General features: G+C 41.0%; 20 protein-coding genes. 9 read left to right on the plus strand and 11 right to left on the minus strand.

The features are described from left to right. Window positions 1–7: 7 nt before the first annotated feature. From hslV to priA, 4 genes are all read right to left on the minus strand, one after another. On the minus strand, window positions 8–538 hold the full coding sequence (gene hslV, locus DD649_RS07260; RefSeq protein ID WP_294105173.1) for an ATP-dependent protease subunit HslV: 531 nt from the start codon (window positions 536–538) through the stop codon (window positions 8–10). Between the two features lie 166 nt (window positions 539–704). Next, entirely contained in the window at window positions 705–1,529 is an 825-nt protein-coding gene (gene ftsN / locus DD649_RS07265; RefSeq protein ID WP_336429745.1) for a cell division protein FtsN, read from the minus strand. Between the two features lie 74 nt (window positions 1,530–1,603). Then, window positions 1,604–2,632: a DNA-binding transcriptional regulator CytR gene (gene cytR / locus DD649_RS07270; RefSeq protein ID WP_294105176.1), complete on the minus strand. Its 1,029-nt coding sequence runs from the start codon at window positions 2,630–2,632 to the stop codon at window positions 1,604–1,606. A gap of 333 nt (window positions 2,633–2,965) precedes the next feature. Then, entirely contained in the window at window positions 2,966–5,164 is a 2,199-nt protein-coding gene (gene priA, locus DD649_RS07275; RefSeq protein WP_294105177.1) for a primosomal protein N', read from the minus strand. A 237-nt stretch (window positions 5,165–5,401) separates the two neighbouring features. Between priA and rpmE the strand changes: the two genes are divergently transcribed. Continuing rightward, the gene (gene rpmE / locus DD649_RS07280; RefSeq protein WP_068438214.1) at window positions 5,402–5,617 is read left to right on the plus strand and encodes a 50S ribosomal protein L31; all 216 of its coding nucleotides are present in this window, start codon (window positions 5,402–5,404) and stop codon (window positions 5,615–5,617) included. A gap of 206 nt (window positions 5,618–5,823) precedes the next feature. Here rpmE and DD649_RS07285 read toward each other — a convergent pair whose 3' ends face one another. After that, window positions 5,824–6,579 carry a hypothetical protein gene (locus DD649_RS07285; RefSeq protein ID WP_294105181.1) on the minus strand — a complete coding sequence of 252 codons (756 nt, stop codon included), beginning with the start codon at window positions 6,577–6,579 and terminating at the stop codon, window positions 5,824–5,826. 232 nt (window positions 6,580–6,811) lie between these two features. Continuing rightward, window positions 6,812–7,129: a met regulon transcriptional regulator MetJ gene (metJ, locus tag DD649_RS07290; RefSeq protein WP_294105183.1), complete on the minus strand. Its 318-nt coding sequence runs from the start codon at window positions 7,127–7,129 to the stop codon at window positions 6,812–6,814. A gap of 317 nt (window positions 7,130–7,446) precedes the next feature. Here metJ and metB point away from each other — a divergent pair, with 317 nt between their 5' ends. The 3 genes from metB to ppc all read left to right on the plus strand — a co-directional run bounded on the left by metB (window position 7,447) and on the right by ppc (window position 14,172). Beyond that, window positions 7,447–8,607 (plus strand): cystathionine gamma-synthase, encoded by a 1,161-nt coding sequence (gene metB, locus DD649_RS07295; RefSeq protein ID WP_294105185.1) that lies wholly within the window; start codon window positions 7,447–7,449, stop codon window positions 8,605–8,607. A gap of 13 nt (window positions 8,608–8,620) precedes the next feature. After that, the gene (locus DD649_RS07300; protein ID WP_294105186.1) at window positions 8,621–11,062 is read left to right on the plus strand and encodes a bifunctional aspartate kinase/homoserine dehydrogenase II; all 2,442 of its coding nucleotides are present in this window, start codon (window positions 8,621–8,623) and stop codon (window positions 11,060–11,062) included. A gap of 470 nt (window positions 11,063–11,532) precedes the next feature. Next, window positions 11,533–14,172, plus strand: coding sequence for a phosphoenolpyruvate carboxylase (gene ppc / locus DD649_RS07305; RefSeq protein ID WP_294105188.1), 2,640 nt, complete (start codon window positions 11,533–11,535; stop codon window positions 14,170–14,172). Window positions 14,173–14,240: 68 nt separating this feature from the next. On the opposite strand, the gene gadC is transcribed toward ppc, so the two are convergent. Both gadC and DD649_RS07315 read right to left on the minus strand, forming a co-directional pair. Then, window positions 14,241–15,797 (minus strand): glutamate:gamma-aminobutyrate antiporter, encoded by a 1,557-nt coding sequence (gene gadC, locus DD649_RS07310; protein WP_294105190.1) that lies wholly within the window; start codon window positions 15,795–15,797, stop codon window positions 14,241–14,243. Between the two features lie 106 nt (window positions 15,798–15,903). After that, a complete protein-coding gene (locus tag DD649_RS07315; RefSeq protein WP_294105192.1) occupies window positions 15,904–17,304 on the minus strand; it encodes a glutamate decarboxylase in 1,401 nt (466 codons plus the stop codon). A gap of 590 nt (window positions 17,305–17,894) precedes the next feature. On the opposite strand from DD649_RS07315, the gene DD649_RS07320 reads away from it, so the two are divergent. Next, on the plus strand, window positions 17,895–18,956 hold the full coding sequence (locus DD649_RS07320; RefSeq protein WP_294105196.1) for a linear amide C-N hydrolase: 1,062 nt from the start codon (window positions 17,895–17,897) through the stop codon (window positions 18,954–18,956). A gap of 56 nt (window positions 18,957–19,012) precedes the next feature. Here the strand turns inward: DD649_RS07320 and metF are convergent, their stop codons facing one another. Together metF and argE are read right to left on the minus strand one after the other, a co-directional pair. Then, entirely contained in the window at window positions 19,013–19,897 is an 885-nt protein-coding gene (gene metF, locus DD649_RS07325; protein WP_294105198.1) for a methylenetetrahydrofolate reductase, read from the minus strand. A 225-nt stretch (window positions 19,898–20,122) separates the two neighbouring features. After that, window positions 20,123–21,298 (minus strand): acetylornithine deacetylase, encoded by a 1,176-nt coding sequence (gene argE, locus DD649_RS07330; protein WP_294105201.1) that lies wholly within the window; start codon window positions 21,296–21,298, stop codon window positions 20,123–20,125. 102 nt (window positions 21,299–21,400) lie between these two features. Here argE and argC point away from each other — a divergent pair, with 102 nt between their 5' ends. From argC to argH, 4 genes are all read left to right on the plus strand, one after another. Further along, entirely contained in the window at window positions 21,401–22,405 is a 1,005-nt protein-coding gene (gene argC, locus DD649_RS07335) for an N-acetyl-gamma-glutamyl-phosphate reductase (protein WP_294105203.1), read from the plus strand. 38 nt (window positions 22,406–22,443) lie between these two features. Next, window positions 22,444–23,220, plus strand: coding sequence for an acetylglutamate kinase (gene argB / locus DD649_RS07340; RefSeq protein WP_294105206.1), 777 nt, complete (start codon window positions 22,444–22,446; stop codon window positions 23,218–23,220). Window positions 23,221–23,287: 67 nt separating this feature from the next. Continuing rightward, a complete protein-coding gene (locus DD649_RS07345) occupies window positions 23,288–24,505 on the plus strand; it encodes an argininosuccinate synthase (RefSeq protein WP_294105210.1) in 1,218 nt (405 codons plus the stop codon). Window positions 24,506–24,587: 82 nt separating this feature from the next. Continuing rightward, entirely contained in the window at window positions 24,588–25,964 is a 1,377-nt protein-coding gene (gene argH, locus DD649_RS07350) for an argininosuccinate lyase (protein ID WP_294105213.1), read from the plus strand. 65 nt (window positions 25,965–26,029) lie between these two features. Here the strand turns inward: argH and DD649_RS07355 are convergent, their stop codons facing one another. After that, window positions 26,030–26,383, minus strand: a complete 354-nt coding sequence (locus tag DD649_RS07355) for a hypothetical protein (protein WP_294105215.1) — start codon at window positions 26,381–26,383, stop codon at window positions 26,030–26,032. Window positions 26,384–26,752: the final 369 nt, after the last annotated feature.

The raw sequence follows: 26,752 nt of genomic DNA on the forward strand, positions 1-26,752 counted from the left end.
GCAATCCTTATGATTTTGAAGTGATTTCTTCAAAGTTGACATTATGGTTGGTGTAAATACAGATATCACCCGCAATGGCGAGTGCTTTTTCAGCGATTTCTTTGGCACTTAAATCTGTATTTTCTAATAGTGCACGAGCTGCGGATTGTGCATATGGACCACCCGAGCCTATGGCAATTAAGTCATTCTCTGGCTGAACGACATCCCCATTACCTGTGATGATGAGCGATGTATGTTCATCAGCAACAGCGAGTAGCGCTTCAAGTTTGCGTAACATACGGTCTGTACGCCAATCTTTGGCTAATTCAACGGCTGCTTTTGTTAAATGCCCTTGATGCAATTCGAGTTTACGTTCGAATAGCTCAAAAAGCGTAAATGCGTCTGCGGTGCCGCCAGCAAATCCTGCAATAACTTTATCATTATACAAGCGACGGACTTTGCGGACATTGCCTTTCATGACGGTATTACCCATCGTCGCCTGTCCATCACCACCAATAACGACCTGGCCATTACGGCGAACACTTACGATTGTTGTCATGAGTTAGCCCCTGATTTTATGACAAAAGAGTACGGTTGGTTTTGATTTTCAAGAGAGAGATTTCAAGTGATAGTTGTTGATTAACTATCACTTGAAATTTATTGAGAACAAAAACACCCACACATGAGTACGTTAGATCATTAGATGGGGTGGGGGAGGAAGTTTTTCAACCCCCTGACGCGCGAAGAATACAACCAGAAACACCGACACCGGCTGCACGGTCACGCATTTTTTCTGCGGTTGACTTAGAATACGGGCCCAGTACGATACGATGCCAACCGCCACCTGCGGCTACACGGCTTTCAATACCTGCAAAAGCGAGTGTCGCCCGAACAGACTCAGCCTGATCAGCGGTGCGGAATGAACCACATTGCACCATCATATTTTGCATATTATTAATTGGTTTTGGTTCTGATTTTTTTTCAGGTTCAGCTTGCGAAATAGGGGCAACGGGTCGTGTTTCTGGTTTTGGTTCACTCGGAATCAGGGGTTTTCTTTGAACGGGTGGTTCAATAGGCTTAGTCGGCTCATTGATAATGACCTGAGAACGCGGTACAGGCTTGCCATTAAATGGAACCTCTTGCAGATTAGTGACCGGCTGACGTCTATCTGAATCTATCTGCTCAAGCAATTGGCGCTGTTCTGGTGTTAAATCAGATTGGCGAATGATATTGCCCGCACCAGTTGTATTAGGCTGTTCTATATTAGGTGAATCAACGCCACGACGCTCTAATTCTTTAATATAGCGCCAGCGTTCTTCTGGTTTTGGTGGTAGCGTGCTACCTGCTGGTGGCGGAGTCACAGCACTGTTAGTTTGTGGCGCGTCTTTTTTATTGTGGGTGATATAAAATAAACCGCCGACAAATAGCCCGACAATAGCAACAGCAACAACCAACGTGGTGATTGGTAGTCCTTGTGCTTTTTTCGATTTACCTTTGCTTTTTTTGCGGGCAGATGTTCGGCCTCGCGCTACATAATCTTTTTGTGCCACGCTATTAATTCGCTAGTTTATCAATCGTTAGTCGTCATTTAGATTCACATGTTACTTAACCTGAACGATTTTGCCTAGCTTTTAGGCGCTTTTGTACTCTCTCTGATGATTAAATCAGAATCTAGGAGGCGTGAACCTGCGATTACAGCGTTTCCTTTTATCTGTTCAAGCAGTAATTGCATTGCTTGAAGACCAATTTCAGTACGTGGCTGATTGATGGTTGTGAGTGCAGGCAATGTATATTTAGCTTGATCTAAATTATCGAAACCTACAAAGGAGAGGTCATCTGGCAAGGTTAAACCCATTTTTTTTGCTTGCCACATTGCCCCTATCGCCATGATGTCACTATGACAAAAAATAGCCGTTGGTGGTTGAGGAAGTGAGAGTAACGTTTTCACCGCTTCAGCGCCACCTTCGTGGGTGAAATCAGCTCTGAGAATATAATTCTCTCTCAGTCTTTCACCTGTCCGTAGCATGGCTTTTTTATAACCTTCTAGACGATATTGACTCAGCGGCATATTTTCTGGCCCAGCAATACAGGCAATGAGTTTATGGCCTTGTTTTTGAAGGTAATGAGTGGCATTAAATGCCGCTGTTAAATTATCAATATGTACGGTTGGAAGTTTTAGCTCAGGCGCAAACTCATTGGCCATAATGATAGGGGGTAGATTTTTTTGTTCTTCAGTTGATACATCAAATGGCAAATTAGAGCCTAACAATATCATGCCATCGATTTGCTTAGTGATAATCAAGTTGATGAAAGCATTTTCTTGTTTTTGTTGATGTTTGCAATCACCAATTAAGACAAAGTAACCTTCTTGTGCCGCAAGCTCTTCAATCCCACAGATCACATCGCTAAAGAAAGGATCGCGAATATTGGGGACGATCACGAGAATTGTTTTGGATTCATTGCGTTTGAAGCTTCGGGTCAGATTATGTGGATAATAACCAACATCAATAACAGCTTGCTCAACTTTTTGCCGCGTTTGCAGAGAAACTTTTTCAGGGTTCATTAATGTTCTGGATACTGTTGCTGTTGATACACCCGCTGCACTTGCAACATCTTTCATCGTTGCTGTGTTATTGTGTGTTTGATTTTCCACAACGCCTTCCTTAGGGTTATTTAATCGATTGCTTTTATGAATGGCGCGAACACGTCATTATTTCTGATTAGAGGTCATTCTAATCGGTTTCACAACAATATCTGTTACCTAGTTTACATAAATTTTGTGACTTACGTCATTTTTTAGAGCTGCTTCGCAAATTTTGAAAATAATTGACGCGAAAAAACTTAAGGTAAATTTATGTGGGATGAAATTTAACCAATTTAGCAAATTTAAAAAATAACTAAATACGTTAATTTATCAATAATACCCGCTCAATGTGTCGATACCACTTAAGTACTTTATACATTACTGATATTAAATACATTATGATTAACCATCAGTTGGGTCCACATCAATATTCCATTTTACTTTACGACTTTCAGGCTGTTTGAGTAATTCAGGTAAAAGCTGAGCCATAAATTGTTGAAGGTATCCGCGTGATGGGTGCTGTAATAATAGCTGCCAACGAAAACGTCCCCCTCGTTTGGCTTGAATCGAAGGTGTAGGACCTAAAATCCATAGTCGCGAGTCACTTTGTGGATGCTGAGAAATATATTGCCTAACATTTTGTAAAAAGTTACGTGAATCCTGATTATTATGATCTTCTGAACGGATTAATATATGACTGGTATAAGGTGGCAACATCGCAATGCGGCGCTCTTCCATGGCTTCATGCGTAAACGCGTTATAGCCATTTTCAAGTAAAGTCAGCAATAATGGGTGCTCAGGGTGATGAGTTTGTAGAAAAACTTCACCTTGCTTGCCTGCTCGTCCAGCACGACCTGAAACTTGCACATATAATTGAGCAAACCGTTCCGCAGCTCTGAAGTCACTGGAAAAGAGTGCACCATCAACATCTAATAATGCAACTAATGTCACATCGGGAAAGTGGTGGCCTTTAGCAAGCATCTGGGTGCCAATTAAAATTCGAGCGCCACCTGCATGGACTTCATTTAAATGCTGCTCGAGCTCACCTTTACGGCTGGTGGTGTCACGGTCGATACGGGTTACTGGCGTATCAGGGAACAGCTCTGAAATACCCTCTTCAAGTTGCTCTGTTCCCATACCCACAGGCACAAGGTGCGTGGAACCGCACTCTGGACATTGTCGAGGAACAGGTCGTTGGCTATCGCAATGGTGGCAACGCAACTGATGAAAGTTTTGATGGAGCGTATAATAGTGATCGCAACGCTGACATTCGGCTATCCATCCACATTCGTGACAAATCAAGGCGGGAGAATAACCTCGTCGATTTAAAAATAAAATAACTTGGTTATTATTCGCTAAATGCGCTTTGATGTGCTGAATTAGCAGATGTGATAGACCGTGTTTAAGGGGTTGTCCTTTTAAATCAATTAAATGTTGTGTTGCAGGGCGTGCATTTCCGGCTCGGATAGTTAAGTCTAATTGGCGATATTTGTTTTGTTGCACATTACATAAGGTTTCTAAAGAGGGTGTCGCTGTGCCCATAATAATGGGGATATTGTCTTTTTTGGCACGAAAAACAGCGAGATCCCGTGCATGGTAGCGCCAGCCATCTTGTTGTTTATAAGAGCTATCGTGCTCTTCATCGATAATAATAATGCCCAAATCAGCAAATGGTGTGAACAATGCAGAACGAGTCCCAATAATAATGGCATTTGTTCCTTGCTTAGCCCGTAGCCAAACGGCTAAACGTTCACTGTCATTTAGCGCCGAGTGTAAGACATCAACTGGTGCATTAAAGCGTTCACGAAAGCGGCTAATGGTTTGTGGCGTTAATCCTATTTCGGGGACAAGGACAAGAGCTTGCTTGCCCTGAGCTAGCACATTTTCTAATACGCTCAGATAAATTTCTGTTTTACCTGACCCCGTAATACCCGCTAATAGCCAAGGGGAAAATTCATTATCTTGTGAACGAATTGCTCCCACGGCGGTAGCTTGTTCACTATTCAAACGAAGTCGTTCACCGCAAACCGCAAATTGCGGTTGCCATCTTTCTGTGACTGGCTGTACGGGATGAAGTTCTACATACTCTTTTTTCTTTAATGCCGGCAAGGCGCTGTCACTGATATCGAGTTCGCTAATTTGGTGACGATACACAGGGTGACGACGTAATATGGCGAGTGCTTGCTGTTGTTTGGGCGATCGTTTGAGCTCATTGAGATCAATGGATAGACCCTGAGGGGTAACTTGCCATTGCCAAATCGGTGTGAATTCGGCCGCTTTACCTTGTCGTAAGAGTGTTGGTAACGCGTGAAAGAGCACTTCTCCAATAGGGTAATGATAATATTGGGAAGACCATAATAACAGTTGCCATAGGTCATCGGGAAACAGTGTTTGTGAATCGAGTGTAGAGTCGATGGTTTTTAATTGATCCTCAGAAAATTCACTTTTGTCATTGTGATTTACAACAATGCCCAGTGCTTGGCGTTTGCCAAAGGGCACCATTACGCGGCTTCCAATAACGGGAAGTGGCATATTATCGGGCAAGCGATAATCAAATGTGCGATTCAAAGGAACAGGTAAAGCCACCTGAACGACGATCATAACTGGATTTCCGTCTGTTTTTTATACGATGATATATCAATTAGTTGATTAGAATAACACAAAAAGTATTTGTTTTTCATTGCGCGGTAAACAGATTTTCTGTATGATCCGCCGCCTTTGGTATGATTTATTTGTTTAAGCATATTAAACTTACCAATACATTAAATTCAATCAACACGACGTGTGGTGTCCGGCGTTAGGGCTGGAATGGCGGCACGGCCTTAAAGAGGTTTTCCCATGAAAAAAGGTATTCACCCTAAATACGAAGAAATTACTGCAACTTGTTCTTGCGGTAACGTTATGAAAGTTAATTCAACAGCAGGTCACTCGCTGAACCTAGACGTTTGTGGTAACTGCCACCCGTTCTATACTGGTAAGCAACGTGATGTAGCTTCAGGTGGTCGTGTTGATCGCTTCAACCAGCGTTTCAGCATCCCAGGCGCTAAGAAGTAATTTAGCCTGTAAAAAAAGGGGAACTTGGTTTCCCTTTTTTGATGCATTGAACGGTATTGCGCGAACAACATATTGCACTTAGTAATAAATATGTTCCTCAATAAAGTTCAAATAATGCGGTTAAGAAAACCTGTTCAATTTAATGTTGAGCAGGTTTTTTTTATTTCAATGCCTTCAGATTTCGATACGGTAACCGATTATTTTAGTTAGCGTTTACGACAAGGGGCTGGTGCATAGCCGTTATCCGCAGGGAATGGGTTAGCTTCACAATCAGGTAACTCTTCACGGACTTCAAAGATTGCCACACCAATAACACCAATGTTGCGTTCATCACCTTGTACATTTTGATTCACATAAGACTCTTCTGGCGCTGCAAAACGGAAGGCGGCAACTTGATCGCTATTTTTGCGAAAGCCTTCAATAGTTAACTCACTATTTGGGCGAACTAAGTAGCCACTATTTTGATAAGACCCTACGCGACCATTGAGTACATCAATACCATCTACCGTTGTCACCACTTCATAAGTACGATTTTTATCTGCATTAGCAATAATCAGTTGATAACGTTGGCCTTCTTGAGCTGGCAGAATATATTGCCCTTGTTTATTACGATACATAGGCATTGTTCTTCCATTTTCATTTACGACTTTTACATTGACGGGCGATAACGAAACTTTGGATAACGTGCTGACATTGCTTGGTACTCGTTCACCGCGATAGTAAATGGCCGCAGTGTCATAAGGTTTATCAGTTAGGCGGCTTGCGGCAACGGTAACGACCGCCGAATCAACATCTTCACCCCATTTAGTGCCTAGTTTTTTTGCTGATGACGCGGGTTCTGATAATTCTTGGGCTACATCTTGATCTTGGATCTGACTATATCGAGGAGAGGATGCGCATCCTGCTGTTATCAGTAAAGCACCACCAAGTAAGCTTACAAAAGCCATATTGTATTTATTCATTGCATAATCCTTCATTGTTTTTGTTGCTAACAGAGGTTATCAACTGATGTCGCAGAGTGTAGATAAATACAAGCGATAAAACCTGAGGGGAATTCTGAAAGAGGAATAAATAGGAGTAATCTATACGTGGGTATTAAAGATTAATGCCACCTCTTTAATCGCGCAGTTTTAAGACTTTGCAAATAAAGGGATGGCACGAAATCAGTGGGATCAACCGAAATAACGAAGCTGATTAGTATTCCCAAGTATCTGGGTCAATACCGAGCTCACGCATGATATCTTTCGCCGCTTCTGGGATCTCATCACTACGCTCTTTGCGTAAATCTTCATCATTTGGCAGTGGTTGTCCGGTGAACGCATGCAAAAACGCCTCACACAGTAATTCACTGTTAGTGGCATGACGTAGATTATTAATCTGACGGCGAGTGCGCTCATCGGTTAAAATTTTCAGTACCTTTAAAGGGATTGATACTGTAATTTTTTTTACCTGCTCACTCTTTTTGCCATGTTCAGCATACGGACTGACATATTCACCGTTCCATTCAGCCATGAGTTACCTTGGATATATTCATTAATAATAAAAAATAATATGCGCATTACTTTTCAGATAAACTTGTTATAAGTCTCTAATCAGTACAAATTCAGCACATAAGCTAGAATTCACTTTACTCAGTTTAACACAATTTTATTTGTGAAATGAATGAGCTAGGTTTTTTTGTGTGATTGATAATCAATTTACACATAATAATTAGGGCTGATTATTTCATTAGTTGATATAAACGTAAAGAGGTTTAGACGTCTAGATATATTGACGTCCAAACATCTAGTGCGTATGATTTGAGCTATCGTCAATCAGGAGAAGCGTTTATGGCACACCAACCGTCGACTATCGCAATTCATAATGGATTAAATGAAGATCAGCAATTTGGCTGCGTTGTCCCGCCAATTTATTTATCCAGTACCTATAATTTTACTGATTTTAATGAACCGAGAGCTCATGATTACTCACGAAGAGGTAATCCGGGACGTGATATTGTACAAAAAACATTAGCGCAGCTGGAAGGTGGTAGTGGAGCGGTAATGACGAACAGTGGAATGTCTGCTATTCATCTTTTATGTACTGTCTTTTTACAGCCGGGGGATCTGCTTGTCGCGCCCCACGATTGCTATGGCGGTAGCTATCGTTTGTTTAATAGCCAAAGTCAAAAAGGTGCTTATCAAGTTCAATTTGTGGATCAGAGTAATGATGTTGAACTACAGGCAGCACTGGATAAAAAACCTAAATTAGTGCTCATCGAAACGCCAAGTAATCCATTATTGCGTATTTTTGATATACAACATATTGCACAGTTAGCGCATGAGGCTGGTGCGTTAGTGGTCGTGGATAACACCTTTCTTAGTCCGATTTTACAACAACCTATTGCGCTAGGGGCTGATTTTGTTGTGCATTCTTGTACAAAATATCTCAATGGTCATTCAGATATTATTGCAGGTGCAGTGATTGCAAAAGAAGAGAAATGGGCAATAGAATTAGCGTGGTGGGCTAATAATATTGGTGTAACGGGTGGCGCATTTGATAGTTACTTGTTGTTAAGAGGAATTCGTACCCTTTCTCCTCGTATTTTACAACAGCAACAAAATGCCCATGAAATCGTAAAATATCTTAAAGCTCAGCCTTTAGTGCGTAAATTGTATTATCCTGAATTAGAAGATCACGCAGGCCATGATATTGCGGTTAAGCAGCAAAAAGGTTTTGGTGCAATGCTAAGTTTTGAATTTGATGGCGATGAACCACAATTGCGCCGTTTTCTTGGTGCATTAACCTTGTTTACATTGGCTGAATCATTAGGTGGTGTCGAAACATTGATATCGCATACGGCAACCATGACACATGCCGGCATGTCACCTGAAGCGCGCTTTGCCGCAGGTATTACTGATAGTTTACTGCGTATTTCTGTCGGCTTAGAAGATCCTCAGGATTTAATTGCAGATTTAAATCATGCATTTAAGGTTGCAGCACAACGTTAGCGGAGTTTTTTTGATGAGTGTACTAACAGCGGTTGAGGTGACACCTTGTCACCGGCAGTTACATAAATTTGGGGGAAGTAGTTTAGCTGATGCTAAGTGTTATCAGCGAGTTGCCGCTATTATGGCTAACTATAGTCAGCCCGGTGATTTAATGGTTGTCTCCGCTGCAGGAAGTACAACAAATCAGCTGATTAACTGGCTGAAATTAAGTCAAAGTGACCGCATATCGGCTCATCAGGTTCAACAATCGTTGCGTCGTTATCAACAAGATTTGATTAGTGAATTATTACCTGAGATAAAAGCGACCCAGCTGAATAAATTATTCATTGAAGATTTAGAACATTTAAGTGCCTTGCTCGATAAACCCATTAATGACGCATCCTATGCAGAGGTGGTTGGGCATGGTGAAATTTGGTCTGCACGCTTAATGTCAGCCGTGTTAGAACATCAAGATATAGCAAGCTCATGGTTGGATGCACGTACATTTTTACGTGCAGAAAGAGCTGCTCAACCTCAAGTTGATGAATTACAATCAAGACCCCTATTGCAGCAGCAATTAGTGCAATATCCTAATCATCGTATCGTCGTAACGGGCTTTATTTCACGTAACCAGAAAGGTGAAACGGTATTGCTTGGGCGTAACGGAAGTGATTACTCTGCAACTCAGGTGGGTGCTTTGGCTGATGTTGCTAAAGTTACTATTTGGAGTGATGTGGCAGGGGTTTACAGTGCAGATCCGCGAAAAGTTAAGGATGCGTGTCTATTACCGCTGTTACGCCTTGATGAAGCGAGCGAGCTAGCGCGCCTTGCAGCTCCAGTGCTTCACACTCGCACGTTGCAACCTGTCTCTGTGAGTCAAATTGATTTACAACTTAGATGCAGCTATCAGCCAGAACAGGGCTCAACTAAGATTGAGCGTGTTTTAGCCTCAGGGGCTGGTGCTAAAATTGTGACTAGCCATGATGATGTCTGTTTAATTGAATTACGTATTGCAACTGGGCGCGACTTTAATCAAATTTGTAAGGACATCGACTTATTATTAAAACGTGTACAATTGCGTCCTCTTGCACGGGGTATTCACCATGATAGATCAATTCTGCAATTGTGCTATACCTCTGAAATTGTCGAAAGCGCCTTGAATGTACTCGAAGAAGCCGCATTACCGGGTACACTTTCTTTACGTGAAGGTTTTTCATTAGTGGCGCTAGTCGGTGCCGGTGTCTGTAAAAAACCGCTACATAGTCATCGTTTCTATGAAGAATTAAAAGGTCAGCCAGTTGAATTTATCTGGCACTCGGAAGAAGGTATTAGCTTAGTTGCCGTTTTGCGTACTAATCAGACTGAGCATCTTATTCAAGGAATGCATCAAAGCTTATTTCGTGCAGAAAAGCGTATTGGGTTAGTTTTGTTTGGTAAAGGAAATATTGGTGCTCGCTGGTTAGAACTCTTTACGACTGAGCAACACAATATTTCGGCTCGTAGTGATTTTGATTTTGTTTTAGCGGGTGTCGTTGATAGCCGTCGTAGTTTATTGAATTATCAAGGTATTGATCCAAGCCGAGCGCTCGCATTTTTTGATGATGAAGCCATTGAACATGAAGATGACAATCTTTTTTTATGGATGCGTGCACATCCTTACGACGATTTAATTGTATTAGATGTCACGGCAAGCAATGCGTTAGCTGATAGCTATGTTGATTTTGCAAGTTATGGTTTTCACGTTATTAGCGCAAATAAAATTGCTGGGGCGGCGCCTACTCAGCAGTATCGTCAAATTCGTGATGCCTTTACCAAAACATCGAGCCATTGGTTATACAATGCCACCGTTGGTGCTGGTCTACCGATAAACTATGCTGTGCGAGATCTAAAAGAAAGTGGTGACGCGATACTGTCCATTAGCGGTATTTTTTCAGGTACGCTTTCATGGCTATTTTTACAGTTTGATGGTTCGGTACCCTTTAGTGAACTCGTCGAACAAGCGTGGCAGCAAGGGCTGACAGAACCAGATCCTCGTATTGATTTATCTGGGCAAGATGTCATGCGTAAACTGATTATTTTAGCGCGAGAAGCGGGTTATGATATTGAACCTGATGAAGTTCGTGTTGAATCATTAGTACCTACTCAAGCCGCCACGGGTTCGTTAGATGCTTTTTTTGAAAACAGCGCAGTGATTAACGAGCAGATGTTGCAACGCTTAGAAGCGGCTCAAGAAATGGGGCTGGTATTGCGTTATGTCGCTCGTTTTGATGCAGTCAAAGGTAAAGCTAAAGTTGGTGTGGAAGCGGTTAGACCTGAGCATCCATTAGCTTCTTTATTACCGGGCGATAATGTTTTTGCGATTGAAAGTCGTTGGTATCGTGATAATCCTCTCGTTATTCGCGGACCAGGAGCAGGGCGTGACGTTACGGCAGGGGCTATTCAATCTGATCTAAACCGTCTTTCTCAATTGCTATAAATTAAATTTAACATATTTCAAGATGTCAGGTTGTAGCAAGTATTTGCCACTAGCTTGCATCTTGAATTATTTTAGGCGTAATTTAATATTTATTCATTGCATCAGCATTAATATGCTGATTATATTTCTTAGTGAATTTTTCTTTTTTCCATTTTTTTATTCTGATGATTTAATTCTTAAGCCACATTCATGTCTTAAAAGTGCTGAATCGACAATATATTGCGCTGAAACAATACTTAGATAAGAAAAATTAATAAAAATAAGACTGTAATTAAATTTCATAAAAATCCCCCAAAATGTTTTTTTTCTGATATGAATATAGTGTTAAGGGTAAATTTAGCGGCATGCATCACAAAACTACAACTCCAGCACTGCCGGCTGAAATTTTGTTACAGGAAATTGGTTGCAGTTTGTTAGCCGTGACATAACTCGGTATCGCATTCTGCCAGAAGCACAAAGTCAGGAGTCCCATGAATCAGCAATATTCCGCAATGCGCAGTAATGTCAGTATGCTGGGTAAGCTACTCGGCGAAACAATTAAAGAAGCCTTAGGAGAGGATATACTCGATAAAGTCGAATCTATTCGTAAACTGTCTAAGTCATCTCGTGCAGGTAATGAAGCTCAACGAGAACAACTACTTATCACCTTGCAGAACCTCTCTAACGATGAATTATTACCAGTCGCAAGGGCATTTAATCAGTTTTTAAATTTGACTAACGTTGCAGAGCAATATCATAGCATTTCACCTCATGGTGAAGCAGCAAGTAACCCTGTGGCGCTAAAAAAACTGTTTAGTCGATTAAAAGATAAAAATTTTACTGATGCCGATATTCATAAAGCGGTTGAACAGCTGTCCATCGAATTAGTGCTGACGGCGCATCCAACTGAAATCGCACGTCGTACTTTGATCCACAAACTGGTTGAAGTAAATACTTGCTTAGCTCAGCTCGATCACGATGATATTGCCGATTATGAACGCAACAACATTATGCGACGTTTGCGCCAACTGGTGGCCCAGTCATGGCATACCGATGAAATTCGTAAAATTCGTCCAACCCCGATTGATGAAGCAAAATGGGGTTTTGCTGTGGTCGAAAATTCATTGTGGGAAGGCGTTCCTGCCTTTTTACGTGAATTCAATGAACAGCTAGAAGAATCCGTTGGCCGTGTTTTACCCGTAGAAGCTAACCCAATTCGTTTTACTTCGTGGATGGGCGGTGACCGTGATGGTAACCCAAACGTTACGGCAGATGTTACCCGCGAAGTTCTGTTATTAAGTCGCTGGAAAGCTGCTGATTTATTCTTGAAAGATATTCAAGTTTTGGTTTCTGAGCTATCGATGATAGAGGCCACACCAGAACTGCGTGCGTTAGCTGGCGGCGATGATGTCGATGAACCTTATCGTCAAATTGCCAAAAATTTGCGGAGTCAATTATTCTCAACATTGGAATATTTAGAACGTCGAGTCAAAGGCGAGCAAGTACTTCCACCGGCAGATTTACTGACGGATAACGCACAGTTATGGGACCCACTATATGCATGCTATCAATCATTGATTGCCTGCAATATGAAGATCATTGCTAATGGTCAATTGCTGGATACCTTACGTCGTATTCGTAGCTTTGGGTTACAGTTAGTCCGCATTGATGTACGCCAAGAAAGCACTCGTCACACCGATGCACTTTCAGAGTTGACACAATATTTGGAACTTGGCGATTACGCACAATGGTCAGAAGAGGAAAAACAACAATTCCTACTGGCTGAGCTACAGTCCCTTCGCCCATTAATACCGCAAGATTGGCAGCCAAGCCAAGAAACGCAAGAAGTATTCGATACCTGTCGTGTTATTGCAAAATCCAAAAATGACTCTGTCGCCGCTTATGTTATTTCAATGGCAAAAGTCCCGTCAGATGTATTAGCCGTAAAATTATTCTTGAAAGAAAATGGCGCGTCAGTGAGATTACCGGTTGCGCCATTATTTGAAACACTGGATGACTTAAATAATGCTGAAAGTGTGATGAAAAAATTGCTGAGCATCGACTGGTATCGTGACTTAATTGACGATCGCCAAATGGTGATGATTGGTTATTCAGATTCTGCAAAAGATGCAGGCGTGATGGCCGCTTCTTGGGCGCAGTATCGTGCACAAGATGCATTGATTAAATTATGCGAAAAAGAAGGGGTTACATTAACCTTATTCCACGGACGTGGTGGCACCATTGGTCGTGGTGGTGCTCCTGCGCATTCAGCGTTACTATCTCAACCGCCAGGAAGCCTCAAAGGTGGTTTACGCGTGACTGAACAGGGCGAGATGATCCGCTTTAAGTTTGGTCTACCGCAAGTTACCATCAGTAGTCTTGCTATGTATGCGAGTGCGATTTTAGAAGCGAATTTATTACCACCACCAGAGCCTAAGAATGAGTGGAAATCGGTGATGGATTCCTTGTCTGATGTATCTTGTGATATGTATCGTGACTATGTTCGTGAGCAACCTGATTTTGTTCCCTATTTCCGTTCTGCAACGCCTGAATTGGAACTCGCGAAATTACCATTGGGTTCAAGGCCCGCAAAACGTCGCCCAACCGGTGGTGTTGAAACGTTACGTGCTATTCCATGGATTTTTGCATGGACACAAAACCGTCTTATGTTACCTGCATGGCTAGGCGCAGGAGCTGCGTTGAAGCATGTTATTGAAAAAGAAGGCAAACAAGCGGTTCTGGATGAAATGTGGAAACAGTGGCCATTCTTCAATACCCGTATTGCAATGCTAGAAATGGTATACGCTAAAGCGGATTTATGGCTGGCGGAATATTATGATCACCGTTTGGTTGATGAGCGTTTGTGGCCTTTAGGATTGAAGTTGCGTAATCAGCTTTCTGAAGATATTAAAAGTGTGCTGGCGGTTTCTAAAGATGAAGCTTTGATGGCTGATTTACCTTGGATTGCCGAGTCTATTGCACTACGTAATGTCTACACTGATCCACTTAACGTATTACAAGCTGAGCTATTGCATCGTTCTCGTCAGCAAGAGCATGCTGATCCACGAGTTGAGCAAGCGCTTATGGTGACGATTGCAGGTGTTGCCGCAGGTATGCGTAATACAGGTTAGTTATTAATGAGATGATGAGTCTAAAAAAAGGCTGCCAATTGGCAGCCTTTTTCACATTATGACTCGAATTATTTTTTATTCGATGGCTCGTCTGCTGGCTTATCATCATGAACTAAATGATAGGTAGAGCGCGCCCGTGGGTGAATAAAGAAATGATTGGCTGGTGCATTATGTGTTTTGATATGTACCATTGAGACGCCTGTTTTTTTACCACGTTTATCATGGAATGCATAGATGATAAACGGAACTAAGAAAATAATAACAAAACTGACAGCGAGTAATGTGACATAGGTATTATCGCTTCCTGCACCGGGTAAAGAGCTTGGTGGGAAGAAGGAAACCACAAATGCAAGAATCGAGATAATCAAACCGGCAGATGCAAGCGCTAATTTAACGCCTTTGCCACCAGGAATATTGAACGCACGTTTTTTCTCAGATTGTTTGCAAACTAAATGCATATATCCGAGGAATAACATGAAGTAGCTACAAAGATAAATGACTACTGTTAGGGCTAAGGCAATTAGGAACGACATATTACCGCCACCGCCAGTATTGGTGAGCACAATGATTGCCACAGTGGTAATCAATAGCTGAGAAATAACCAATGTGACAGGGACGCCGTTTTTATTCACCTTTGCAAAACTTTGCGGCAAAATACCTTTTTGTGCAGCGACATACATTCCGCGAGATGGACCGACAATCCATGATGCAATTTCGGCTAACACACCTAAAAGTAATAATGCTGCGATAATACGAACAGCCCACTCAAGCGTTGAATTGAAGTGGGTTACGAGCACATTAAAGGTTTGGACTACACCCGCAGAAAGATTTATTTCGCTATTAGGGATGACCGCTGCAACCGATAGACCACCAATCGAGCTAAGGCATATTGCTGCAATCATTAACAAGAACATCGCCGCAGGATAATCTCTACCTGGATTTTTCATCTCATTAACGTGTGTTGCTGAGGCTTCTACACCCATATAACTTAAGATAAAAGCAACAAAAACGACTAATGTCCCAATTTGTGTAAAGTCAGGAATAAATGTTGCTGCACTTATTTCAATCGCAAGTGGGGCACCACTCACTAAATAACTAATCGCTAAGCCAACTAAAATGAGAGCAGGTAAAAGGATACCAGCAAAGAAGCCAACTTTAGCGATCGTCGCGGTGTATTTGGTACCACCAAATTGGGTAAAGGCTAAAGCCCATAAAATCACTAAAGCAGCAATAGTTTTAATGATGGGATCGGTGTTGAGCTCGGGCCAATTAAGAATATAAGAGAGCGCACCGAGTACGAAATAAAGCATAGGAATAAAACCGACCGCGATTTGCAGATAGCCAAAAGAAATGGCTGCAAATCCCCATCGTTCACCTAATGTATTGGAAACCCAAGCGAAAATCCCCCCTTCTTCCCAGCCTTCTACGGTTGCCATTTCGGCAGCACATAGCGCTACTGGAATAAACCACAACAAACCACCTAATAATAAGAAAAAAACTAAACTGAAACCGGATGTGGCAAATGTTGGGTACTCATACACTGCCATAACCATGGAGGCCGTGATCGCAAAAAAGCCCAGTAAACTCAGCTGTTTTGCTGCTGGAGCTGTGGTTGCCGTCGTCATAGACGTTCTCCTGTAATGTATTTAGCAAAATCAATCGGTACAACACTAAGACTTAATTAGACCAAAGAACAATGAAGACTCTTTGGCCTAATTATCGACAATTTGATTAGCTATGATTGAAGCCGCCGCCTTCTTGTTCAGAGAGCGGTTTACTAACAGGGTGTTTATCGAAATAATCTAGAGTACGTTTGAAATCTTCGATTAACAAAGCGGCAAGATCTAAACTGACACCGTGACGGACTAAAATACGTTGAACTACGAGATCTTCACGGTTGGCAGGCATAGAATAGGCCGGCACTTGCCAACCACGGCTGCGCAGTTTATCTGCGATATCATATAAAGAATAATTTGTAGCTTTGGCACCTTTTTTGAGTTTCCATGCAATTGCAGGGATCCCTTTTTGGCTGTCGCCATCGAAAATCATTTCAAAAGGACCTAATTTTTCGATTTCACGTGCAAGATATTGCGCAGTTGCGTAACACGCATTGTGAATTTTTGCATAGCCCTCACGACCAAGACGCAAGAAATTATAGTATTGCGCGATAATTTGGCCACCCGGGCGGGAGAAGTTCAAGGCAAATGTCGGCATGTTACCGCCTAAATAGTTCACATTGAATATCAGTTCTTCTGGTAAATCCGTTGCTTCACGCCAAATGACCCAACCCGCACCAAGAGGAGCTAAACCGAATTTGTGGCCTGAAGAGTTAATTGATTTGACGCGTGGTAAGCGGAAATCCCATTCAAGGTCGGGGGCACAGAACGGGGCAAGAAAACCACCACTTGCACCATCTACGTGGATAGGGATATCTAATCCAGTGTCTTTTTGCAGTTTATCTAAGGCATCATGAACGGCTTTAACGGGTTCATATTGGCAAGTGAATGTCACACCTAAAGTGGGTACGACGCCAATGGTGTTCTCATCAACACGCTTTAGAACTTCTTCCGGGTTCATGATGAGACGTTCGCCTTCAAGAGGGATCTCTCTGAGCTCGACATCAAAATAGCGAGCAAATTTATGCCAACAAACCTGAACGGGTCCACAAATTAAGTTCGGTTTATCGGTAGGTTTTCCTTGTGCCGCGCGTTTTTTACGCCATTGCCATTTTAGGGCTAATCCACCTAACATTGCAGCTTCTGATGACCCTATGGTTGAGCAACCGAGAGTATTTTCTGCATCTGGTGAATGCCAAAGGTCAGCTAACATGTGGACACAGCGATTTTCGATTTCGGCTGTTTGCGGATACTCATCTTTATCGATCATGTTTTTATCGATAGATAAGTCCATTAATTCGCGAATTTCATCATCAACCCAAGTTTGACAAAATGTCGCTAAATTTTGTCTTGAATTTCCATCAAGCATTAGCTCATCGCGTACAGCGCTAAATACATTGCGTGGATCTCTTTCTTTCGCTGGAAATTGAGTTTTGGGTAATGATTGAGATAAATCAAATGATGAATATACATCATCAAGCTCACTATAGGTCGGTGTTAATGACTTTTTACTCATATCTGTAATTTCCTTAATAACTAAATGTTAATTACTGCGTTTGAGAATTAAGCTCTACATTTAATATAAGACAGAAATTTAATATTAACAAAGCAAATATTAAATTTTATTTTAAATGTCTTAATTTGATTATGGTCATTAAACCAATATCTTAAAATTAGTACTAATTTGCGATACTAATATTGATTGTGTTTTTTTATTTAAAAATCATAACATTAAATTGAAATTATATTTCAATTTAAATTTTACCATGTTATTCATGTGGTTATGTTAGTGTCTATTTATGACTAATAAATCATAACTCGTCATTTATTAAGTCTTAATTGCTCTGTTTGATATTTACTTGAAAACAATATTTTTCCTAATTGTTACAATATTTAATTTATCATTTACCTATGGTTTATATATTTTTTAGTTCTTTTTATGATGACTAATTTGAAATTATCTTATATTTATGTTGGATCTAATTTGAGTTATGTATTATATGTAAATATAGTTGTTAAATTATCATATCCTGAAAGCATCTGAGGGAATTATTGCTATAAGATAATGATCATTAATTTATATTTTCGTGTTCTATAAATTAAATAATGGGAAATAACATGAATAATCATGCTTTTGCTTGTACAACGTTGGCAATTACGGATAAAGAAAACAATATTTATCATGGTAGAACTCTTGAGTTTTCATCTGATGAACCCGCTTCACTTTTATCGTATTATCCCAAGAATCATGTTTTTCAGCGGCAGGCACCTAATGGAACACAAGGTTTAAAATATAAAGTCAAATATCCTTTTTTAGCGATTACGGCGGCAGTCAGCTTTACGGGGGCAAAAGATGTATTACAAGGCGTTAATTCTGCTGGGTTATCATTTAGTTTGAATATGATCACTGATTCTGAATTAGCCCCCCTTAATCCTAAAAAATATGCTAAAGCGGTACCTATCGCGTCAATTGGTGAATGGGCATTATCTTTGTATGCGACGGTTGCGGAACTGAAATTAGTTATTCCCAAAACGGCTTTTTGGTCACAGAAATTACTCTTACTGCGAAATATGCCAAGTCCGTTTCATTATGCTTTTTATGATAAAACAGGTGACTGTATTGTGGTCGAGGTCTCTGAGGGCAAATTAAAGGTTTATGATAATCCAACACGTTGTATGACGAATGGCCCTGAATTTCCATGGCATTTAACCAACTTAAATAATTATACACAATTATCAAATATCGATGTTTCTTCAAGTACCCTCGGTAATATCAAAGTCAGTCAACCGGATAGTGGAATTGCACTTGCCGCAGTGCCAAATGCGGATACTTCAGTGGGGCGGTTTGTTCGCGCTGTCTATTATTCTACTTATTATCATCAGGTTGTAGATCCTGACGTTCAGATTGTTGAACTAGCGCATGTCATGAATAAATTTGATCGACCTAAAAATGCTTCAGTTGATCCGATGTTAGGGGAAGATGACATTTTTAAATTATATCTTACTGAATACTCGGTATGGACAGTACTGACGGATCTGCAAAGAGGTCTTTTGTATTTTAGAGGATACAACAATCTTAATTATCAAAAATTTACACTTGAAGAATTTAAAAATGAAAAAGAACCTGTCTTTATTCAAGTTAACCTTCCTAATACGAATGGGATATAGATAGGTCGTTGAAAGTGGAAGCGTAGAGGCTGCGCTATAGCAGCCTCTTAAAACGATTAAGGTCTTACACCTAAAGTATGGCAAATCGCATAAGTGAGTTCTGAACGATTTAGTGTATAGAAGTGGAAATCTTTCACTCCTTCGCGACTTAAAATTTTCACCATGTCCATTGCGATGGAAGCACCGACTAAGTTACGACTTTCTGGGTCGTCATCTAACCCTTCATACATTCTGCTCATCCATGATGGAATACGCACGTTAGTCATTTTGGCAAATCGATCCAGTTGACGGAAATTGGATACAGGTAAAATGCCTGGGACAATCTCAACATCAATACCGGTTGAAACACAGCGGTCACGAAAACGCAGATAGCTTTCTACATCGAAGAAAAATTGGGTAATTGCACGGTTAGCACCGGCTTCAATTTTCTTTTTTAAGCTAATTAAGTCAGCCTGAGCACTTTTCGCTTCAGGATGGACTTCTGGGTAAGCGGCAACTGAGATATCAAAATCAGCTTCAGCTTTGAGTAATTCGACTAAATCTGTGGCATACATGTCAGGTTTACGGCTGTTGTCGGGTAGATCACCCCGCAATGCGACAATATGGCGGATACCGCTATTCCAATAATCGCGAGCAATTCCTCTTAACTCATCACGGCTGGCATCAATACAAGTGAGGTGAGGTGCGGCAATGAGTCCTGTTTTATCTTTAATATCTTTAATGATGCTATGGGTTCGATCACGTTCACCTGAGTTCGCACCGTAAGTGACAGAGACAAATTTTGGTTTAAGATTTTTTAGCCTGTCGATAGATTTCCATAAAGTCTGTTCCATCTCTTCAGAACGAGGGGGGAAGAACTCAAAAGAGACATTAATTTGTCCATCTAATTCAGCTAAATTTTGATTCAACGCTTCGCGCTGATTTGCGTGAAAGAAACTCATACCCTGACCCTCGTGACTTTATATTTATTTATGACTAAATCCATTTATGCATCTATACGTTTAGACGTCTAAATAGAGATTACCGAATATTAATCGAGAGTCAACACTTAAATGAAATACATAACTGATGTTTTTTCAGTCACAACACGAAAAAAATTCATGATAAAAAAGCGTAACCCTTGATAAAGGGCTACGCTTGGAAAAAATAAATAGAGTAAGTTATTGTTATTTAGCTGAATAAGCTTGTAATTCTGTTAAACAAAAGTGTTCGACCATCTGACTTATCAATTGGCGAGTGGGCTCGATAAATTGCATATCGATAAATTCATCTGGCTGATGGGCTTGTTCTATTGAGCCTGGCCCCAAAACGAGCGTTGGGCACAATTCTTGAATAAAAGGTGCTTCGGTACAGTAATTAACGGTATCGGCTCTTTGCCCCAGCAACTGCTCAATCACCACAACCATTTTGTGATCTGTTGGACATTCATAGCCGGGGATTGGCGGATGCATAGGTTCAATCGCTAAACGCCCTGGCCATCTAGCTTTAACGGGTTCTAATGCCTCATTTAGCAGGTCATCAATATCTTGGAGTGTTAAACCTGGTAGTGGGCGGATATCCATATGTAATTCACAGCAACCACAAATTCGGTTTGCCGCATCACCGCCATGAATATGACCAAAGTTCATCGTAGGATAAGGAATGACAAACGCTGGATTATTAAAACGCTCTCTTAACGTTGTTCTCAGTGTCATGAGATGCGAAATAGATTCATGCATTAAGTCGATAGCATTCACACCACGGTCAGGATCACTTGAGTGACCCGATTGCCCCGTAATACGGATAGCATTGGAAAGATGGCCTTTATGTGCACGTATTGGTTGTAGCGATGTGGGTTCACCAATAATAGCAAAGTCTGGGCGCAGCGCAGTGCTTGCCGCAAAATAGCGAGCGCCAGCCATAGAGGTTTCTTCATCTGCGGTCGCTAATATATGAAGAGGGCGTTTGAGTTGAGTTAAATCAACATCACGTAATGCATCAAGAATAAAGGCAAAAAAGCCTTTCATATCCGCAGTCCCTAAACCATATAGCTTGCCATCGTGTTCAGTTAACTCAAATGGATTTCTTGTCCAACGCCCATCATCAAATGGAACGGTATCGGTATGGCCACATAACATTAGCCCACCATTTCCCTCACCAATTGAGGCGAGAAGATTATATTTATCTCGTGTATCGGGAACGGGTTGGATATTTACAGAAAATCCGAGTGTTTCGAACCAACCGCCGAGTAACTCAATAAGGGCTTTATTGCTCTGATCAAGATGAGAATCAGTCGCACTAATCGACGGAATGGCAATTAATTGACGATAAATCTCAATAAATGCAGGTAATTTAATATTCACTGTTGACAGCCTTTATCCATAATAGTATCAATATTCATGCACTTTATTTGAATAAAAATACACATTAAACTGTTTGGGTCACGAGTACAAGGTAGAATACTTATGTTGAACGCACTCATTATCGGGGCTAGTGGCTATACTGGCGCAGAATTAGCCGCTTATTTGCAACGTCATCCTGAAATTAATCTTCAAGGATTGATGGTTTCCGCACAAAGTACAGATGCAGGTAAATGCTTTTCTGAGTTATATCCTCAATATAAAGGCATTATTGAGCTTCCAGTACAGCCATTAACAGACGTCGCCGCAGCGGCACAGGGCATTGATGTTGTTTTCCTCGCAACAGCCCATGAAGTTAGCCATGACATTGCCCCTCAATTTCTTGAGGCGGGTTGTGTTGTATTCGACCTCTCGGGTGCTTATCGTGTGCAAGATGCCGCTTTCTATCCTGAGTATTACGGTTTTGAACATACAAATACTGAGTGGCTAATGCAAGCAGTTTACGGTTTAGCTGAGTGGCAAGCTGAAAAAATCAGCCAAGCACAGCTTATTGCTGTACCCGGATGCTACCCAACAGTGTCTCAATTAGCGCTTAAACCGCTGATTGAGGCTAATTTGCTTGATGACGATATGTGGCCAGTTATTAATGCGACAAGTGGTGTATCGGGCGCAGGGCGTAAAGCATCGATGGCGAATAGCTTTTGTGAAGTTAGCTTACAGCCTTATGGTATTTTCACGCATCGTCATCAACCTGAAATTGCGACACATTTGGGCAGAGAGGTTATTTTTACGCCACATTTAGGTAATTTTGCCCGTGGCATACTGGCAACGATTACTTGTAAAGTGAAGCCCGGTGTAACTGCTGAGCAAATTAGCCAAACGTTTAAAACTGCTTATCAAGATAAACCTCTTGTGCGTTTATATGATAAGGGTGTTCCAGCCCTAAAATCGGTTGTTGGAACACCATTTTGTGATATTGGCTTTGCTTTGAAAGGTGAACATCTAATCTTAGTTGGAACAGAAGATAACCTATTAAAAGGTGCTGCTGCGCAAGCTGTTCAGTGCATGAATATTCGTTTCGGTTTTAATGAAACTCAGTCATTACTTTAATGCTCTTATGGGCAAGAATTAATTAAGGATAAAACCCCATGCAACCATTAGTGATTAAATTGGGCGGTGTGCTACTCGATAGTGAGGAAGCGCTTGAAAGATTATTTACTGCTATTCAAACCTATCGTCAGGCTCATCAGCGGGAACTGGTGATTGTGCATGGTGGTGGCTGCCTAGTTGACGAGTTAATGCAAAAACTGCAATTACCTGTGATGAAAAAGCAAGGGTTACGTGTGACGCCTGCTGACCAAATTGACATTATTACGGGTGCACTTGCGGGTACCGCTAATAAAACACTATTGGCATGGGCGATAAAGTATCAGTTACAAGCCGTGGGTTTATCGTTAGGTGATGGCCAAAGTGCCGTGGTTACCCAAATAAATGATGAGTTAGGCCATGTAGGTAGCGCAAAACCTGGCGATGCAACATTATTAAAACTGCTTCTTTCTGCAGGGTATATGCCGATCATTAGCTCTATCGGCGTGACCAAAGAAGGTTTATTGATGAATGTTAATGCGGATCAAGCTGCAACCGCGATTGCACAAGTCTTGAATGCGGATCTTGTTTTACTCTCGGATGTTAGTGGCATTCTTGATGGTAAAGGTCAAAAAATTGATGAAATGACGACGAGTAAAGCGCAGAAGTTAATTGACCAAGGCATTATTACTGATGGAATGATCGTAAAAGTGAATGCTGCACTTGATGCTGCGGCAACATTGCAGCGTCCTGTCGATATTGCAAGCTGGCGTCATGCGGAGCAACTTCCTGCGTTGTTTAATGGAACAGCGATCGGAACACGAATTTTGGCATCATAAATTGACGTATTAGTACGTTAACTGATGAATTAAATAATTAATTAAGCGGAATTGGGATAGGTAAGTTATGAAAAAGGGCATTAAAAAAATCGTTTTGGCATACTCCGGTGGACTCGATACATCAGCAATCATTCCATGGTTGAAAGAAAATTATGATGAATGTGAAGTTATTGCTTTTGTTGCAGATGTTGGCCAAGACAGAGAAGAGTTAGTCGGCGTAGAGCAAAAAGCATTGCAGTCAGGCGCATCTGAGTGCTATATCGTTGATTTACGCGAAGAATTCATTAAAGAGTACATTTATCCAGTGCTGAAAACAGGTGCGCTGTATGAAGGCAGCTACCTACTCGGTACTTCAATGGCTCGTCCTATCATTGCTAAAGCACAGGTTGAAATTGCATTAAAAGTCGGTGCGGATGCCGTTGCTCATGGCGCCACAGGTAAAGGTAATGACCAAGTCCGTTTTGAAAGTACGTATACTGCATTAGCGCCACAGTTACAGGTAGTTGCACCATGGCGTGAGTGGGATTTACGTTCCCGTGAAGCACTGCTGGATTATCTAAAAGTGCGTAATATTCCAACTACAGCGAGCCTTGAAAAAATTTATAGCCGTGATGAAAATGCATGGCATATTTCAACAGAAGGCGGTGTATTAGAAAGTACTTGGAATGCCGCGAACCAAGATTGTTGGGTATGGACCGTATCCCCAGAAGATGCACCAGATGAAGCTGAATTAGTGACTGTTGGTGTTAAACAAGGTGAAGTGGTTTCAGTTAATGGTAAAACGCTTTCTCCATTAGGTTGTTTAGAAACACTAAATAGCTTAGGTGCGAAACATGGTGTTGGCCGTATTGATATCGTTGAAAACCGTTTAGTGGGGATGAAATCACGTGGGTGTTATGAAACCCCTGGTGGCACTATCATGATGGCGGCATTACGTGGTATTGAGCAACTTGTTTTAGACCGTGATAGCTTCAAATGGCGTGAACAGTTAGGTCTTGAAATGTCATATGTTGTTTATGATGGACGTTGGTTCGCACCATTGCGTCATTCATTACAAGCTGCTGCAGAATCATTAGCGCAAGATGTGACAGGTGAAGTTGTTCTGAAATTGTACAAAGGTCAAGTGACTGCAATCCAGAAGAAAGCAGATAAAAGCTTATATTCTGAAGAGTTTGCAACTTTTGGTGAGGATGATGTTTACGATCACAGCCATGCTGGCGGTTTTATTCGTTTATATTCATTATCGTCACGTATCCGTGCATTGAAAGAACAAAACAAAGCATAAAAAATCGCGTTAATGTAATACCCCGACTGCGGTTTTGCGGTCGGGGGCAAAACTTATTTTATCAATCAGGTAGGGATTAGTTATGGCACTTTGGGGTGGACGTTTTAGTCAGGAAGCCGATCAGCGGTTTAAACAATTTAATGATTCATTGCGTTTTGATTATCGCTTAGCGCAACAAGACATTATCGGCTCAGTGGCATGGTCAAAAGCGTTAGTCACAGTAGGTGTTCTGTCTAATAGTGAACAACAATCTTTAGAGCAAGCGCTCAATGCATTATTGAAAGAAGTTCAAGATAATCCTGAAATTGTGCTGCAAAGTGATGCAGAAGATATCCACAGTTGGGTAGAAGGCAAACTGATTGATAAAGTCGGCGATTTAGGTAAAAAATTACATACGGGTCGTAGCCGTAATGACCAAGTTGCCACTGATTTAAAATTGTGGTGTAAAGATCAAGTGGCGTTACTCCTCGAAGCTGTGAATGAGTTACAGCAAGCATTGGTGATAACTGCTGAAAATAATCAAGATGCCGTTATGCCTGGGTACACACATTTACAGCGCGCACAACCGGTGACATTTGCGCATTGGTGCATGGCCTATAGTGAAATGTTGGCACGTGATGAAAGCCGCTTGCAAGATACACTAAAACGTTTAGATGTAAGTCCTCTCGGTTGTGGTGCTTTAGCAGGAACGGCTTATGATATTGACCGTGAACAACTTGCACAGTGGTTAGGCTTTTCATCTGCAACACGTAATAGCCTTGATACGGTCTCTGATAGAGACCATGTACTTGAATTATTATCAGATGCCAGCATTGGTATGGTCCACTTATCGCGTTTCGCTGAAGATCTAATCTTCTTTAATAGTGGTGAAGCTGGGTTTGTCGAGCTTTCGGATAAAGTGACCTCTGGTTCATCACTAATGCCTCAAAAGAAAAATCCAGATGCATTAGAGCTTATTCGTGGTAAATGTGGCCGTGTACAAGGTGCGCTTACCGGTATGATGATGACCTTGAAAGGTTTACCGCTGGCTTATAATAAAGACATGCAAGAAGACAAAGAGGGGCTATTTGATGCCCTTGATACCTGGTTAGATTGCATGCACATGGCGGCATTAGTTTTAGACGGTATTCAAATTCGTCGTGGACGCTGTGAAGATGCGGCAAAACAAGGTTATGCGAATGCAACAGAGCTTGCTGACTACTTAGTTGCGAAGGGAATTCCATTTCGTGAAGCGCACCATATTGTAGGTGAAGCAGTTGTAACCGCAATCGGGCAAGGAAAAGCTTTAGAGGAGATGGCGCTGAGTGATTTGCAAAAATTCAGTGATACAATTCAGTTAGATGTGTATGAGGTTCTATCGCTACAATCGTGTTTAGATAAAAGGCTTGCTAAAGGTGGGGTATCTCAGAAACAAGTTGCGAATGCAATTGCAGATGCGAAAATTCGCTTGGGTTTGTAGCGCGTATTATTGAGTAAAAAATGGGGGGTAGCATGGCTACCCCAATTCCCATAACGCTTTTATTATTAGATATATTTGATTGTTAACATACCTAATTGTTTTTGTTCATCTATCCAGTTATAAGAATATTCACCTCTGCCACTATTGATTACTTGCCAGCCTTTAGTTTGTGTCACTTTTTTAATATCTAAATGGTTGCTAGTCATATCTGCGTTATCATCAAGGCAATTAAGTGTAATTTGTTTGTTATTAATTTCATTAAGGCACGGCGGTTGAACAATAGCACCACTGAAATGAATAACGCCAGTGTGCTCATCATTAGATGCGTGCGCATTAATAGACATAAATGTAGGAACTAACAATAGGGCTGCTAATGCACCAACAAATGTTTTTTTAGTCATTGATAGTAAATTTTTCATAATAGTATCCTTTGGCTGATTTATAGATAATCAACTTGCTGTATGTTTGAATGAATGAAACGAAATATTCTATTAATAAATACTGTTTTTAATTAAGTTCTCACAATGTCGTGTATGGGATGAATTATAAATTAAAAAACCTTCTAAAGGTGTAAACTGTAAAGGTAAAATGTGTGCAAATATAATCATAATCTATTATTAATCTACTATTGCCATAGATCGGAATTATGATGTAAATTTTACAAAACTCTAAATAGTTGGCCTTTTTGGTATTAAATATCCTTAAATCTCTATTTGAATCTGGTTTTTGTTGGTTTAATCTGCTGATTGATTTTTTTTGGCCATGGCCATTTAATGACTATCAAAATG

Origin of the sequence: Providencia sp. (assembly GCF_003533305.1) — a bacterium.
Taxonomy (GTDB): Bacteria; Pseudomonadota; Gammaproteobacteria; order Enterobacterales; family Enterobacteriaceae; genus Providencia.

Coding starts and splice junctions, on each gene's coding strand:
- gadC (WP_294105190.1), bottom strand. CDS start 15,797: ATGACGACGGCAACCACAGCTCCAGCAGCAAAACAGCTGAGTTTACTG.
- DD649_RS07285 (WP_294105181.1), bottom strand. CDS start 6,579: ATGAATAAATACAATATGGCTTTTGTAAGCTTACTTGGTGGTGCTTTA.
- priA (WP_294105177.1), bottom strand. CDS start 5,164: ATGATCGTCGTTCAGGTGGCTTTACCTGTTCCTTTGAATCGCACATTT.
- metB (WP_294105185.1), top strand. CDS start 7,447: ATGGCACACCAACCGTCGACTATCGCAATTCATAATGGATTAAATGAA.
- metJ (WP_294105183.1), bottom strand. CDS start 7,129: ATGGCTGAATGGAACGGTGAATATGTCAGTCCGTATGCTGAACATGGC.
- DD649_RS07320 (WP_294105196.1), top strand. CDS start 17,895: ATGGGAAATAACATGAATAATCATGCTTTTGCTTGTACAACGTTGGCA.
- DD649_RS07345 (WP_294105210.1), top strand. CDS start 23,288: ATGAAAAAGGGCATTAAAAAAATCGTTTTGGCATACTCCGGTGGACTC.
- rpmE (WP_068438214.1), top strand. CDS start 5,402: ATGAAAAAAGGTATTCACCCTAAATACGAAGAAATTACTGCAACTTGT.
- DD649_RS07315 (WP_294105192.1), bottom strand. CDS start 17,304: ATGAGTAAAAAGTCATTAACACCGACCTATAGTGAGCTTGATGATGTA.
- ppc (WP_294105188.1), top strand. CDS start 11,533: ATGAATCAGCAATATTCCGCAATGCGCAGTAATGTCAGTATGCTGGGT.
- metF (WP_294105198.1), bottom strand. CDS start 19,897: ATGAGTTTCTTTCACGCAAATCAGCGCGAAGCGTTGAATCAAAATTTA.
- DD649_RS07355 (WP_294105215.1), bottom strand. CDS start 26,383: ATGAAAAATTTACTATCAATGACTAAAAAAACATTTGTTGGTGCATTA.
- argC (WP_294105203.1), top strand. CDS start 21,401: ATGTTGAACGCACTCATTATCGGGGCTAGTGGCTATACTGGCGCAGAA.
- argH (WP_294105213.1), top strand. CDS start 24,588: ATGGCACTTTGGGGTGGACGTTTTAGTCAGGAAGCCGATCAGCGGTTT.
- argB (WP_294105206.1), top strand. CDS start 22,444: ATGCAACCATTAGTGATTAAATTGGGCGGTGTGCTACTCGATAGTGAG.
- DD649_RS07300 (WP_294105186.1), top strand. CDS start 8,621: ATGAGTGTACTAACAGCGGTTGAGGTGACACCTTGTCACCGGCAGTTA.
- hslV (WP_294105173.1), bottom strand. CDS start 538: ATGACAACAATCGTAAGTGTTCGCCGTAATGGCCAGGTCGTTATTGGT.